The sequence below is a fragment of the Alicyclobacillus acidoterrestris genome (assembly GCF_022674245.1).
Taxonomy (GTDB): Bacteria; Bacillota; Bacilli; order Alicyclobacillales; family Alicyclobacillaceae; genus Alicyclobacillus; species Alicyclobacillus acidoterrestris.
The window spans coordinates 1817903-1831693 of record NZ_CP080467.1; the positions used below are offsets into that span (position 1 = coordinate 1817903).

Below are 13791 nucleotides of genomic sequence, written 5' to 3' on the forward strand. Positions count from 1 at the left end.
ATTATGGTCATCAATGTCGAATCAGTAAACATGACAAAATCATCGGCTTCACAGACCGAACAGCTTGAATCCATACAGAACGAAAACCGGTTATTAAAACAAGAAATATCGGATTTGAAACAGCTGGTCAGTCTCCTCCTAGAGCAACTTCGTTTGTCTAAGCATAAACGCTTTGGTGCGACGAGCGAGCGTTCCGACTCAGAGCAATTGCGGCTGTTCAATGAAGTGGAAGTCGAATCAGAGCCTGCAATTGAGGAACCGACGACCGAATCCGTCTCGGTTAAGCCCCGCAAGAACCAACCAGGCTTTCGGGACGAACTGTTCAAGAATCTGCCCGTGGAGCGTATCGAGTATCGGCTCTCGGAAGACGAGCGGGTCTGCCCTTGCTGTGGAGAATGCATGCACGAGATGAGTTCTGAGATTCGTAAAGAGCTGAAGATTATTCCGGCTCAGAAAATCGTCATCGAACATGTGCAAATCATATACAGTTGTCGACCGTGCGAACGCAATGGGACTGAAACGCCTGTGGTGAAGGCGAAGATGCCGCGTCCAGCTTTTCCGGGTAGCTTGGCATCGCCATCGGCGGTGGCCTACATCATGGACAAGAAGTATGGGGATGGTATGCCGCTTTATCGGCTGGAGCAGCAATTTGCACGCCAAGGCATGCCATTATCACGACAGACCATGGCGAACTGGGTACTAACTGGGGCGAACCAATGGCTCCAGAAAATCTACGAACGAATGCACAGAGAACTGCTTAGATGCAAGTACTTGCACGCAGATGAGATCACTGTTCAGGTCTTGCATGAATCCGGTCGAGCTGCCGAGACAAACTCATACATGTGGCTATACCGTACGGGGCGGGATGCTCCGCCAATCGTATTGTATGAGTACCAAATGACCCGGGCTCAAGAGCACCCGATTCATTTTCTCAACGGGTTCAAGGGTTACCTTCATGTGGATGGCTACGCCGGGTACAACCAGATTCCGAATGTAGTCACCGTGTCTTGTTGGAGCCATGCTCGACGTGGTTTTGACGAAGCGATTAAATCGCTTCCCTCCAACAAAAGAAATGCCCCAGTTGCTGCGAGGGAAGGTCTCAATTACTGCAACCAACTTTTCAAAATTGAACGCGATTTAAAAGACGCGACCCCAGAGGAACGTTATGACCAGCGGCTAAAACGAAGTCTCCCGGTTTTAGACGCTTTTTTGGCGTGGCTTGAAGTTCAAAAGGATCAGGTTCTGCCAAAAAGTCAGTTGGGAAAAGCGATTGGATACTGTTTGAACCGATGGCCAAAACTTATTGCCTTCTTGGAAGATGGGAACTTGGAGATTGACAACAATCGTGCGGAACGAGCGATTAAACCATTCGTGATGGGGCGCAAGGCGTGGCTGTTCAGTAACACGCCTTGCGGAGCGAGGGCAAGTGCGATGATCTACAGCATCGTAGAAACCGCCAAGGAGAACGGCTTGAGCCCCTTGCACTATCTGACCTATCTCTTCGAACAAATGCCGAACGTGGACATAGACAATCCAGAGACACTACGGGATCTCCTTCCTTGGTCAAGTGCTTTGCCAGAAAGTGTCCGCAATCCCAGGAAAAAATAACCCCCAAATTCAAAAGACCCTCACCAGCGATGGTGGGGGTGATTTATATACTAGACCTTCTATCTTGAAACATGGGATGTGTGGCGCATTTGACGCTCACCAAAAAACCACCGAGGACCTCGTATTTTCACGAAACCCTCGGCGGGGAGTAAGGGGAATTTGTACATCTCAGCGATTTTATATTTTGGTCGTTATGCTTTCCGCAGGCTGCTGGTTAGTTGTAGCCTCACGTTTATAGTTCATGTACAGGTAAAACGGAATTCCCGCTAGCAAGAGTAAAAATCCATACATAACTGTTTTTGCACCTGAACCATAAATAGTCCAGCCAGCGTAGATAAAGCCGAGCAGAGGGATGAATGATACTTTGATGAACTTGAACACATTGACCGTGCCATGCATTTTCTTCATTAACCGAATCTCGGAAGCGGCCGTCATAGCATATACAGGGAGATAACTCAGCGTAGCCAGTAAGACCACAAAATTAAAGGCTGAGTTAAAGCTCTTCGTATAATTCATCAATAGTAATATATTTGCTAGAACGGATCCAATAATTAATGCCATGTACGGCGTCTGGTACTTGGAATGCACTTTAGCAAACGGTTTAGGGAAGACGCCGTCCACGCCAGCTGCGTAAGCAATACGGGCTGTGGATAAAAGCCAACCCACGGTGGTGCCCAGGATACTGACGACAGCAGCTATCGTAATCAGTCGACCAATACCCGTTCCGAAAAACTGAGCGAGAATGTCCGAAATTGGGGCAGAACTTCCTGCAAGAGCTTTCTGATTCATTGCACCCATGGCAAAGAAGTTGATCGCCATGTAGAGTACCGTCGCAATCGATATTCCAAGAATCGTGCTTCGGCGTATGTTTTTCTGCGGATTGCGAATCTCTCCTCCGGCAACTGTAGCACTTTCGAGACCGATGAAAGCCCAGAGAGTAGATGACGCAGCGACAGAAATTGCACCAGGACCCTTGTGCGCTGGGAATAACGGCGTCAGATTGCTTGGGTGAAAGTGAAGTGCTGCAACGACGATAAAGCCTAAAAACAAGGCAATCTCAAATGCTGTGATGGCCGTTTGGATTTTCCCAGCCAAACGTACGCCTAAGATGTTAATTAGGGTGAATATCCAGAGAATCGCACTGGTTGCAATGAATCCAATCAGATGATTGCTGGCAATCGCCGGTATGAGATTCCCTGCATAGCTTGCTATTGCAAGAATGACGGCGACATTTCCAGTCCATGAGCCATTCCAATACAGCCAGGCATTGATAAAGCCGATGAAATCGCCAAAGCCTCTTTTGGAAAATTCATAAGGTCCACCGCTTTGAGGATAGCGAGTGCCCAAATTTGCAAACGACAACGCTAGAAATATCGAACCCATGCCTGTCAGTATCCATGCAATCATCGTTGAACCGGGTCCAGATTCTTGAGCCAGCGTAGCAGGCAACATAAATATTCCGGAACCCATCATGTTGCCAGCGACTAACGCAGTCGCGATAAACAGTCCAATGCCTTTTCTGAGTTGATTTTGGTTCTCCACGAGGGGCGGCATCTCCTTATAAATGTAGAATTATACATTTGCAATTGTATTTTGATTTAACCTTAGATAAGGTAACACATCAGCGTTGCTTTATTCAAGTACAGTAGTGACGTAATAAAGCAAGAGGGTTTAATGAAGACGCCAATGATCATCATTGTGGCATTGGTACACTTTTTCTTTGATGTGGACTGTGGGGAATGAGGAAGGGGGATACAAGGGTGTCCTTGCTTCTTATAAGATTATCTATGGTCGACCAATCATTGCCGAGTGGTCGACCGCTACACACGAGCGTTGGAAAAACGTCACTTAGTCTGTGAGGGTACCTTGAGGACCGAAGAATTCGTAATGGACTTGGTTGTCCGGAACACCCCAATCTTTGAGAGCGCGGTACATGGCCTTCATGAAAGGCGTCGGGCCACAAAAGTAGAAATCGGAATCTACAGAAGCGACTTGCTTTAACCAATTCAGATCGACAAATCCTTCTTTGGCGAAGTATTGATGTGTTTTGTCCTGTTCACGCGGTGTTTCGTATACCACATGGTAGTGTAGGCTTGGGGTTGTTTCGGCTAAGGTATCTTAAGTCCTCTTGCAATCCGTGGAGTCCACCATGGATGGCTGCGTGGACATATGTCACGGGATGTCCTGGTTGTTTTTGCAAGAGTGTCTTGACCGTGCTCACCAACGGTGTCATACCAACGCCACCACTTAAGAAGACAACAGGTTTATTGGCGGGCTTTTTCATCGCAAAATCCCCAGAAGGCGCACTTGCATAAAGGACGTCCCTTCGTTCACACGGTTATGCAAATAACTAGAAACAATCCCGGCAGGAACGTCCCCTCGTCCGTCTTCGCGTTTCACACTGATGCGGTAATAACCCTTTCCAGGCGCATCCGATAGACTGTAGTGGCGTCGTTGCGTGTACTTTTCCCCTGAACATCGACTTTGAACGTTATATATTATCTGGGAAGGAAATCTGCAATGTCCTTTCCATCTTGGGGAACTAAGTAAAACGAAGAGATGACTTCACTTTCACGTACTTTTTTCTGTACCACAAAAGGCCTAAATCCGTGCCAGCCACCTTTTGCGTTTCAGCTTCTCAATACATTTCTTGTTCAACGCTGATAAACACGTCGGCAATGACACCATAAGCCTGGGCCAAAGCGTCGATAATGTTATCTGTGGCTGCATCTCCCAGCACTTTTTTAATGGCTTGCAGCAAGTTCTCCCCAACAATCGGGTAATGCTCTGGAAGGATACCCAGTGCGCGATGCTTATATGAGATCTTCTTCACAGCGGGAAGAATTTCTTCTAAATGATCGATGTGGGCGGCAGCGGCATATACGGCGTTTGCCAACGCGGTCTGCTGATTACCCTTTTTTTGATTCATTTTGTTAAAAATGTTGAGTAACTCGGGATGATTTTAGAAGAGGAGTTGATAAAACCGCGTTGTAATGGCAGTTCCGTGCGTTTCGAGAACCGGGACAGTCGATTTGATGATATCCCTTGTTTCTTGACTGAGCATTTGCAAGCCTCCTATATGTAGTGAAAGTGTTCGTCCAGTTGCCATTATAATGGTGATGAAGATGAAAGATATATTTTAAATACATTTTTGTGGCTGTTTTTTGGACAAATATATTTTCAGGCAATTGAACCGCATGTATCCGTGAACATGGATTAAATCAAAAAGAATGTTGATCATCCCTAAAGCGGATATGTCCTCTTCTATAACAGCGTGTAGAAATTTTTACATTTCAGACGCGTAAGCTGTGGAACGCTGGCTTGCCTTGACCAGACACCAATCGGTGTCCTATTATGAATTGGACACTGATTGGTGTTGTTTATTTGAAAGTGGGTGGTGATGATGACCGCTACAAATCAGAGCAGGGATGTGTATGTTGCAGTTGCAGACCCAACTCGACGTGAACTGCTTCGTCTTCTGGCGAATGCGGAAGAATTACCTCTCCATGATTTAACGGTTCACTTTCCTATGGGACGAACGGCGGTTTCAAAGCATTTGACAATACTGAAAGAGGCTGGACTCGTCACGCATCGGAAAGTTGGCAGAGAAACGAAGTACCGGTTGAATCCGTTACCGTTGAAGCAAATTCAGGACTGGGTAGCGTTCTACAGTAAGTTTTGGAGTACCAATATGTTGCGCTTGAATCAACTAATAGAGGAGGAAGAAGAATGAGTGAAACGTTAACGCTAGATTTTCAGTACACAACATCAATTGATAAGCTTTGGTCCGCTTTGACCGATTCCAGTAAGCTGGCCAAGTGGATCACGGAAAATGATTTTAAGCCCATCGTAGGATACCGTTTTCAGTTTCGTATGCCACCCATGAATGGGTGGAATGGGATTATTGAAGGCGAAGTGCTTATCGTGGAAGCGCCAAACCGGTTGTCTTATACTTGGGAAAGCGGAGAAAAGCACATCGTCACGTGGACGTTGCAGGATTTAGGGAACGGAAAGGTTAACCTCCATCTGGAACAATCCGGAATCTCGAATGAGCAAGCACTGCAGGGCGCTAAGTGGGGCTGGACCACCTGGTCCGGACAGCTCGAAAAATTACTGGAACAGTGATCCAATCATCCTTGCGGCGTATCCGGTTTGGGATATCCGACTGACAGGCGAGGTCCGGCTGGCGAACCGGACCTGCTGTCGTATCCGCATCAATTGTGTGGTGTGTAAAATTCGGTCCTGCCGCTGTTCAGCCAGTCAATCAAGACGCTTTGCGGCGGAATGTGATGGTTCTCGGCAGAATATGTCTTGTCCGAGTAATTTGCAATGACCTCCAGTTGATCGCCGTAAATCGATTTTTACACGAGGCGATCACTTGTCAACCAACTGAAATTCGTCATGGGCAATTCAGCGGCCTTCTGCTCCACTGGGGACCAGACTTTGTAATAGCTCGAGATCTGGTCCTTTTCCTGGTTCCACGTGTCCAAATTCAAGTGATACAACGGGGGTACGTCGTACAGCAATTCTGTGAGCGAACGGGTGTTGTCCTCACCTTGAATTTTTAGGCTTCCACTTAGCCAATGATCCGATGCGATGACCGAATCGTGGAACACGAGTTCATAGAGCGGCAAATTGTATTCTGGATTGATGAACACGTCGTAATAAAGTTGTTTGATGGGCACTGGCTTCATAAAAATCGTTGGAGCTTCAGGTGGCCAGTAGGAGCCCCGGTCATATGGTGACGATTTGTCCTTCATGTCGGGATCCATCCAATTGAACGCGGGCGTCACCATTCCTTGCGCAAAGTCCACAGACGATGCAGAAAACCAGTTACCCTCCTCGGTACCGACGACATGTTTTGATTGTCGAAAAACTGTAAGCGTTGGATAATGGCGTTCATCTGCTGTTGTTCTGTCGCGGGATGGGTCTTCGAATAGTCTTCATAGAATGTGGCATCCCCATCTGAATCGACAAACCACGAATTGAACTTGACCTTGGAACCCAGACACTTTTGTGCCATTTGTGTTCACGATGGCGCCATTTTTGTACAAAGACTCGTTAAAAAAGGGTTGTGTCAAACGATGAATTCGCCGGGTTTTGCGGGTCTTGTACCGTCGTGTAAGAATCGTATGTCGCGACAAGGTAGCCTAATGATTCGGCCAGCTTGACGAATTGCGGGTATCGATAACCCATTTCCCAGTCCGAGAGCCCTAACCATAGATGGTTTAAACCCGCGGCGTGAGGGTCGTTTACCATCTGCGTCGAGACGCCGTTTCTGGCGAGAATTCGTCGCTGCCCCAAAGGTAGACGAAGGCGGACCCGAGCAGTTTCTGTACGGACGGGTTCTTTTTGATTTTCTCGCTGAGTGTGACGAATTGATGGTTGTCGATGAGCGTCTAACGGTAGATTTCCGCAGGTTCATCGGGGTTATACATGGCTGGAAAAATTCCGCTGCGTCAGGATATAGAGCATTTAAGGAATCGACCAGACGAGCGGATTCGAAAGTATTTAGGATGGATTGAGTCAGAAATGTTTGAGTAGGCTTGTGTAATCGCTTTGTATTCGACTGAGACCGCGACGGATTTACCGTATGCGGTCTTTTTTATCTTTAACTAGCTCGGGATGTTTTATTATGTTTGAGTACAATTCTCATTTGTCGAAGTTCCAATTTTAACATAGAAATAAGTGCGACTCGTTCACGCGCGTCGAGAAACTCTCCTTCACCACGCTGTATCTCTGCAATAGACTGCTCCACATGGCGAATTGCTTGCAGTAGTTCATCTCGGGAATATGCTGTGTACGGATTCTTGCTATTGGAGTGATATTCGATGGGTTTACGACGTTTGTCGTTATACACGAAAATGTGCTTCCATTTCGTCGTTGAACCACTCTCGGTTACCCAATGACCCGGCGCAAGTTTTTTCGGATCTAGGATAGTAGGCCGGTTGATTGATTTCATTCGATCACCTCAATAATCTACAATACCACACAATTTAGGTATACGAGAATGAGACATAGAGGAAATTTCATGTTACGTTGGGTTTTTGTCGCTCTCTGACAGACGAGTATCAAGCGTTGTCTGGACTCCCGCATGGTCAACTTGTACCGAGATGCCAGGGAGTAACGTTGTCATCATGGATTTGCTGCCGCCTGGTGCGGATGACAACCGTATCTCTACTGGCCTGAATTTGGACGAGTCCGTGGCACGTTCAAAGTGTAACTGCGTCAATATCTCTGCCCCCAGTGCATCGGAAAAGAAGCTACTACACTGTTGCGGATCTTGTACAGCAAAGCGGACATGTTGAACCGTCAAGATGTGATGGTCAGAAGCATTGAAGGTCCTATATCCGCCATGATGTGGTGCGACCAGTTCCAGCCGTACACCGAATGGGGTGGTGAAAAATGATCGATTGGTGCGTTCCTGTATTGTATAGTTTTCGCTTGTAAATCGTTTCAGGCACCGTTGGTACCTGTCTTCGCTTACCATAACTCCGAAATGCTCCATGTACGGTTCAGGCGAGTTCCGCTGACCTAAGACAAGGTCAAATGCTCCGCTCTGAAGCTGCACTTGTCGAAACCGTGTATTCTCGTCGTCAAAAACGCTCCATCCTTCTTCGGGTGAAAAACGTATCAGTTCGGCTCCTGTATAGCCGTAGCGCGCAATCACTTGCATGTTCAGTTGGTCAACGCACGCCTGTTCAGTAGACTGCGGGTTTGGGACGTAAAAGTGAAGATGAAACAGTTCTACGGGTGATATGATGAATCCCTCCAGTAGTCAGCCTGGAATTGAGATAGAACAACGAGAAAGTGTTTTCGTTGACCTTGACTTCAATAGTAAATCGCCCCACATGAGCAACGGTGGCACAAAAAGTTCGAGAATAAGCAACGGTTGATGATTGAGAATCGATATGTTGAACTGCCGCGTAATGTTTTCGAGTGGCGCCAAATAACCGTTGTACAAAGTCAAGGTTGGTCCATATGTGGGGCTTGAGATACTGTTTTCGGGAGAACCCAATATCGCGGGTACAATCATCACCGACAAAAAGTCAAACAAATTGGACCGTTGTCTGGTTAGGCCACAGTTTCGCCAACAGGACGTAAGCCGCGAAGCAACCTAAACAGATGAATATATTTTCCGATGTTTCTCCCCAATTTTGTTCCCCCTAGCCTCAGAAATCACGTTGTCTGTCTTCAACATAACACTCAGCATATTCAAACTACATGTATTTTACCATACTTTAGGGAAGTGGTCGTTTGGTTAGTAAGAACTAATAGTTAACGTTAGGTATATCAAACTGTATCGTTCGGTTTGTAAAGGTGACTAATTTAGTCATCATTTACTGGAATGTGCCGATGCTGGATTGACTCGGTTGGATAGGGGGGGATGGTTATGCATCGTTTATACACGGACCGGTTGAATATTGGCTATGGTGATCGGCTGATTGTTCAAGATCTAACGATTGATATCCCTGACAAGAAGATTACCACTATTATCGGTTCGAACGGTTGTGGTAAATCGACGTTGTTAAAGGCGTTAACGCGTTTGATTTCTCCTAGTCGGGTGCGGTGTATCTAGACGGCGAAAACATTTCCAAAGAAAGTACGAAAGATTTGGCTAGGAAGATGGCGATTCTTCCGCAGTTGCCGGAAAGTCCGAATGGGTTTACGGTCGCAGAACTGGTTTCGTACGCTAGATTTCCGTATCAAGGAGCATTTGGTCGATTGGCGCAAAACGACCTTGATGTCATCGATTGGGCAATGCGTCAAACGGGCGTTTCGGAGTACCGGTATCACGCGGTCGATTCTTTGTCGGGGGGCAGCGACAGCGCGTGTGGATCGCGATGGCACTAGCTCAGGAAACAGACATTATCTTTTTGGATGAACCGACGACCTATTTGGAGATGGCTCACCAATTGGAAGTTCTAGAACTGTTGCAGAAGCTCAATCGGGAGCAGGAAAGAACGATTGTGATGGTGCTTCATGACATTAATCAGGCTGCGCGCTTTGCCGACTATATCATTGCCATGAAGGACGGAGAAATCGTCAAGGCGGGATCGAGCGAGGAAGTCATCACGGACGATGTGCTACGCGCGGTTTTTCAGATTCGTGCTGTGATTGGGCGAGATCCACAAACGGATAAACCGATGTGCATCACGTACAACTTGTTAAAGGAAGAGGAGAACGATGAACACAATGAATCTGCGCGCGATGAGGAAACTCACGGTATTTCTGCCGATACTCTTGTTGCTGCTGGCGTTCGTTAGTGGCTGTTCGACTAGCACGTCGAGTAATACGAGTGGATCGACGAAAAGTAGTGCGTCTGACATGGTCACATACCAGTCGGAGAACGGACCCACTCAAGTACCGGCTCACCCGAAACGAGTGGTTGTGCTAGATCTATCTGCGGGAGATGTCATAAAACTGGGCGTTCACATTGTTGGTGTGGATTCCTACGCAGAGCAGAATCCGAATTATAAACCCTATTTAAAAGGCGTTGCAGAGGTCTCCGCGGATGACCTCGAGAAGATTGCTTCACTCAAGCCAGACTTAATTATCGGCTATTCCACGACTAAGAATATTGATAGGTTGCAGAAGATTGCGCCGACCGTCACGTATACATACGGAAAGTTAAATTACTTGCAGCAATTTGAGGCCATTGGAAAGCTGGTAAATAAGGAAGCACAAGCGAAGGCATGGGTTGCCAGTTACCAAAAGCGCGCGACGGCATTGGGGCAGAAAATTAAAGCGAAGATTGGCGATAATGCGACCGTGTCGGTGGTTGAAACGTCGGGGAAGCAGTTTTATGTATTCGGTGATAACTGGGGCAGGGGAACGGAGATATTGTACCAGGCCATGCATTTGAATATTACAGATATTGTAAAAAGCGTTCAAACCAGGGTACTATGAAATCTCACAAGAGGTCCTCCCACAATACTTTGGGGATTATGTCATTTTGTGTTTAGAGCCAGGTTTGGACACTTCCTTCGAGCAGACACAGGCATATAAGGACATTCCGGCGGTGAAGAACCATCATGTGTTCGTAGCCAACGATGCGGCGTTCAGTTTTAATGATCCGATCTCGCTGGATTATCAACTGAATTTCTTTAAAAAGGCATTCCTCGGACAGTAACTCGTCATCATGTGGGAAATGTGAGGACCAAATGACGATGCGAAAGAACTTATTCACCTTTACTTACAAATTAATCATTGGAATCGTCGTGCTGATGTTGTGCTTTATCTTGGCGATTCACGCAGGTGCCGCGAATATTACCATACAGGATATCTGGCTTGCCCTTACGTCCCATGAGAATAACGAGGCTGTGAACATTATTCGTGAGATTCGCCTTCCACGTGAAGTGGGGGCGATTGTCGTGCTGATGGTCTCCGGAATTGGTGCCGCGAAAAAAGGTGGGTTTTCCCCTTTCCGAATTGTTTTAGCGGGGGCTGCTGTGTCCGCTTTTCTGGACGCTGTCGCACAGGGAGTTGCACTGACCTTTAAAATCTCAAAAAGTGTGTCGATGTGGACTGCTGGGGGATTACTTGGAACTTCGTGGGATCAACTCGAAGTCATTATTCCCCTTGTTATTGTAGGAATTTTCGTTGCCATTCTGTTGTCCCGGCAGCTCACTATCTTGAGTTTGAATGAAGACATTGCGGTTGGCTTAGGACAAAAGGTCGCTCAAGTCAAGGTGACGCTCTATGTTGTCATTGTGCTGTTGGCAGGCGCATCCGTTGCGCTCGTTGGCAACCTGGCCTTTATTGGGCTCATGATTCCACATATGGTGAGGGCAATCGTCGGGACGGATTACCGCTCAATCATCCCAATGTCAGCGGTTTTCGGCGCAAGCTTTTTGCCCCTTGCGGATACGCTTGGCAGAACCTTGAACGCTCCTTACGAAACGCCTGTAGCGACGATTATCGCAGTCTTGGGCCTACCCTTTTTCTTATTTGTCGTGCATAAAGGGGGCAAGGCGTTCTCGTGATACATCCAGTGGTTGTGAGGAAACAGAGACTTACCCTGATTAGCTTAATCGGACTTACGTTACTGACCGCTTTTATCGGGTTGGGAATCGGCAGTTCGGGTGTTTCCTATCGTGAAATCGTCCCGACTTTGTTCGGGCGCGGATCGTTTGATGATAGCTTTATTTTATACGGTATTCGTTTGCCACGTATCATCATCACGATTTTGTCCGGCATGGCGCTCGCCGTCTCTGGGGCTATTCTACAGGGCATTACAAAAAATGATTTGGCTGACCCGGGCATCATTGGCATTAACTCCGGCGCCGGGGTGGCTATCACGGTTTTCTATTGTTTTTTCCGATTGACGAAGGGACATTCTCGTACATGTTGCCCGCCGTTGCGTTTGTCGGCGCTGTTGTCACAGCCGCTTTCATTTATCCCGGATTTCGACGATTGTGTCCTCATGAACTGTTGTGAATAATTGAAAAGGTGCTCCCCGTATGGCTAAGATGAGTTTGTCGAGAACCACATCTTCGCTAGGAAGGAGCACCTTTTGGGTGAAACAATATAATCATACACGAAGTCAGTTTGCTCGTAAAAGCTCTACAATTCATACTCGCTACGATTTGAATGCCGCCACCTCCTTTGGCGGTGCAAGTGGTCTCATAGATTTCGTTTTGGGAACGGGTATTGACAGGGAGTTTTGGGTACATGGATTACGCAAGGGCAGAAACACCCAGTTCCACATGGACGATATTGCTCTGACCGTCATTTTCGGTTCCTTGCTGGGTCAGGAACGGATTTTCCACTTTGAGGACATCGAACAAGATCCCCTGTTGAAGCTGAAGTTGGACGTGCCGAAACTGCCTGATACGACTCTGTTGTATAAGGATCTGAAGCGGCTCGGTTCCGACGCTGGCATCAAAGCGATACGTTCGGCGCATAGACAAATCCTAAGGTCACTTCTCCCCAAAGGACAAGGCATCGTGGTCGATATCGACTCCTCTGTAGAGACTGTTTATGGCGCGCAGCAACAGTCCGCTGTTGGATATAATCCACACCATCACGGACGAGCGAGTTTCCATCCCTTGCTGGCGTTTGATTCACTCACTGGTTGTTGTCTCTATGATGAGTTGCGCTCTGGTGACGCCCATACATCAGATGGATTTGCGGATTTCTACAAGGCGATGAAAGACCAGTTGCCGGATGGCGTCAACATTCGTGCCGTCCGCATGGATAAAGGGTTTACCGGAGAAAAAGTGTTTCAGATATTGGAGCAAGATCAGCGGGATTACGTCATCAAACTGAAGTGGACCAAGCGACTCGCACAGTTGGCGCAAGCGCCAAATCTCCTCTGGCACTGCATCACAGAGAGTGACCGGGAACATTGTGACGTTACTTCCATCATGTATCAGGCAACATCCTGGGACAGGCCTCGGCGGGTCGTGATTGTGCGTCGCTTAGACATTGACCCCCAGGAGTGCCTGTGTGCGGATTGGCTCTGGGAATACGAGGCGATTGCCACAACGTTTGACTGGAGCGGCGAGGATGTATGGCACTTCTATAACTTTCGTGGTAACGCTGAGAATCACATCAAGGAAGCCAAATATGGATTTGCCATTGACCGATTCTCCAGCCAGAATTTCGATGCCAACAAAGCGCTGCAAGGTCTAAAGCTACTTGCGTATAATCTACTCCTGCTGTACAAGCACGTCGCGCTTCAACCAGGGGTGCGACAGTGGACCGCCGGACGGCTCAGACGAAGACTATTCCATCTACCTGGGATTCTAGTGCGTCATGCACGCCAGTGGAGCATTCGTCTTCCCGTGTATGCCAAGCATCGGTCGTTGATCATGCTTCATGCCGCCACGTAGATTTTTCTTCCAATTGAAAAAGTGGAGTTCATAGCCTGGCCTGGGGAGGGGGGAATTGTGTCCATTGCTCTAGTTCCGTACCATGATTCGCCGTGTCCGCTAACAAATCCACCAAATACTTGAAAACATGCCCCGGTCAATGACCTCAATCACCTAATCGTCGAAATCCGGGTTTATGTTTTCTCATACCAGCGAAAAACCGGACTTGAGCCCGTCAGGCTAGTACTTGTCGGTGTAGGTTTTTCGTTGGAGTTGTCAGGTCTGATGGTCATCCTGATTTCCTCTTCCGACGACGAGAAGGTCAATTTTATCGTGCAATGGTTGGCGGGCGATATTTGGGGAACAT

General features: G+C 47.5%; 9 protein-coding genes and 6 pseudogenes. 9 read left to right on the forward strand and 6 right to left on the reverse strand.

What is annotated here, in order from left to right; translation table 11 throughout:
• Nucleotides 1-3 precede the first annotated feature (3 nt).
• The gene (tnpC, locus tag K1I37_RS08430; RefSeq protein ID WP_242216002.1) at nt 4-1608 is read left to right on the forward strand and encodes an IS66 family transposase; all 1605 of its coding nucleotides are present in this window, start codon (nt 4-6) and stop codon (nt 1606-1608) included.
• Between the two features lie 177 nt (nt 1609-1785).
• Here tnpC and K1I37_RS08435 read toward each other — a convergent pair whose 3' ends face one another.
• Together K1I37_RS08435 and hmpA are read right to left on the reverse strand one after the other, a co-directional pair.
• Complete coding sequence (locus tag K1I37_RS08435) at nt 1786-3150, reverse strand: APC family permease (protein ID WP_021295381.1); 1365 nt, start codon at nt 3148-3150, stop codon at nt 1786-1788.
• Nucleotides 3151-3456: 306 nt separating this feature from the next.
• A pseudogene (hmpA, locus tag K1I37_RS08440) lies at nt 3457-4672 on the reverse strand (NO-inducible flavohemoprotein).
• Nucleotides 4673-5011: 339 nt separating this feature from the next.
• Between hmpA and K1I37_RS08445 the strand changes: the two are divergent.
• Nucleotides 5012-5341 carry an ArsR/SmtB family transcription factor gene (locus tag K1I37_RS08445; RefSeq protein ID WP_031217991.1) on the forward strand — a complete coding sequence of 110 codons (330 nt, stop codon included), beginning with the start codon at nt 5012-5014 and terminating at the stop codon, nt 5339-5341.
• Nucleotides 5338-5733, forward strand: a complete 396-nt coding sequence (locus tag K1I37_RS08450; protein WP_021295376.1) for an SRPBCC family protein — start codon at nt 5338-5340, stop codon at nt 5731-5733. The genes K1I37_RS08445 and K1I37_RS08450 overlap by 4 nt, the downstream gene beginning before the upstream one ends.
• A gap of 236 nt (nt 5734-5969) precedes the next feature.
• On the opposite strand, the pseudogene K1I37_RS08455 reads toward K1I37_RS08450, so the two are convergent.
• The 4 genes and pseudogenes from K1I37_RS08455 to K1I37_RS08470 form a co-directional block, all read right to left on the reverse strand.
• Nucleotides 5970-6631, reverse strand: a pseudogene (locus tag K1I37_RS08455) (glycoside hydrolase).
• Between the two features lie 38 nt (nt 6632-6669).
• Entirely contained in the window at nt 6670-6867 is a 198-nt protein-coding gene (locus K1I37_RS21845; RefSeq protein WP_081653975.1) for a glycoside hydrolase, read from the reverse strand.
• Nucleotides 6868-7219: 352 nt separating this feature from the next.
• Complete coding sequence (locus K1I37_RS08465; protein WP_021295373.1) at nt 7220-7570, reverse strand: hypothetical protein; 351 nt, start codon at nt 7568-7570, stop codon at nt 7220-7222.
• 72 nt (nt 7571-7642) lie between these two features.
• On the reverse strand, nt 7643-8284 hold the full coding sequence (locus tag K1I37_RS08470) for a hypothetical protein (RefSeq protein WP_021295372.1): 642 nt from the start codon (nt 8282-8284) through the stop codon (nt 7643-7645).
• A 717-nt stretch (nt 8285-9001) separates the two neighbouring features.
• Between K1I37_RS08470 and K1I37_RS08475 the strand changes: the two are divergent.
• The 6 genes and pseudogenes from K1I37_RS08475 to K1I37_RS08500 all read left to right on the forward strand — a co-directional run.
• A pseudogene (locus K1I37_RS08475) lies at nt 9002-9875 on the forward strand (ABC transporter ATP-binding protein).
• Nucleotides 9820-10741: pseudogene (locus K1I37_RS08480) on the forward strand (iron-hydroxamate ABC transporter substrate-binding protein). Before K1I37_RS08475 ends, K1I37_RS08480 begins: the two co-directional pseudogenes overlap by 56 nt.
• Nucleotides 10742-10772: 31 nt before the next feature.
• Nucleotides 10773-11594 (forward strand): FecCD family ABC transporter permease, encoded by an 822-nt coding sequence (locus tag K1I37_RS08485; protein WP_021295366.1) that lies wholly within the window; start codon nt 10773-10775, stop codon nt 11592-11594.
• A pseudogene (locus K1I37_RS08490) lies at nt 11591-12009 on the forward strand (iron chelate uptake ABC transporter family permease subunit); the annotation flags it as partial. The gene K1I37_RS08485 and the pseudogene K1I37_RS08490, both read left to right, overlap by 4 nt.
• Nucleotides 12010-12128: 119 nt before the next feature.
• A complete protein-coding gene (locus K1I37_RS08495; RefSeq protein ID WP_242215904.1) occupies nt 12129-13445 on the forward strand; it encodes an IS1380 family transposase in 1317 nt (438 codons plus the stop codon).
• A gap of 171 nt (nt 13446-13616) precedes the next feature.
• Nucleotides 13617-13790: pseudogene (locus K1I37_RS08500) on the forward strand (iron chelate uptake ABC transporter family permease subunit); the annotation flags it as partial.
• Nucleotide 13791: the final 1 nt, after the last annotated feature.

Coding starts and splice junctions, on each gene's coding strand:
- K1I37_RS08465 (WP_021295373.1), bottom strand. CDS start 7,570: ATGAAATCAATCAACCGGCCTACTATCCTAGATCCGAAAAAACTTGCG.
- K1I37_RS21845 (WP_081653975.1), bottom strand. CDS start 6,867: ATGGTAAACGACCCTCACGCCGCGGGTTTAAACCATCTATGGTTAGGG.
- K1I37_RS08450 (WP_021295376.1), top strand. CDS start 5,338: ATGAGTGAAACGTTAACGCTAGATTTTCAGTACACAACATCAATTGAT.
- tnpC (WP_242216002.1), top strand. CDS start 4: ATGGTCATCAATGTCGAATCAGTAAACATGACAAAATCATCGGCTTCA.
- K1I37_RS08485 (WP_021295366.1), top strand. CDS start 10,773: ATGACGATGCGAAAGAACTTATTCACCTTTACTTACAAATTAATCATT.
- K1I37_RS08445 (WP_031217991.1), top strand. CDS start 5,012: ATGACCGCTACAAATCAGAGCAGGGATGTGTATGTTGCAGTTGCAGAC.
- K1I37_RS08470 (WP_021295372.1), bottom strand. CDS start 8,284: ATGCAAGTGATTGCGCGCTACGGCTATACAGGAGCCGAACTGATACGT.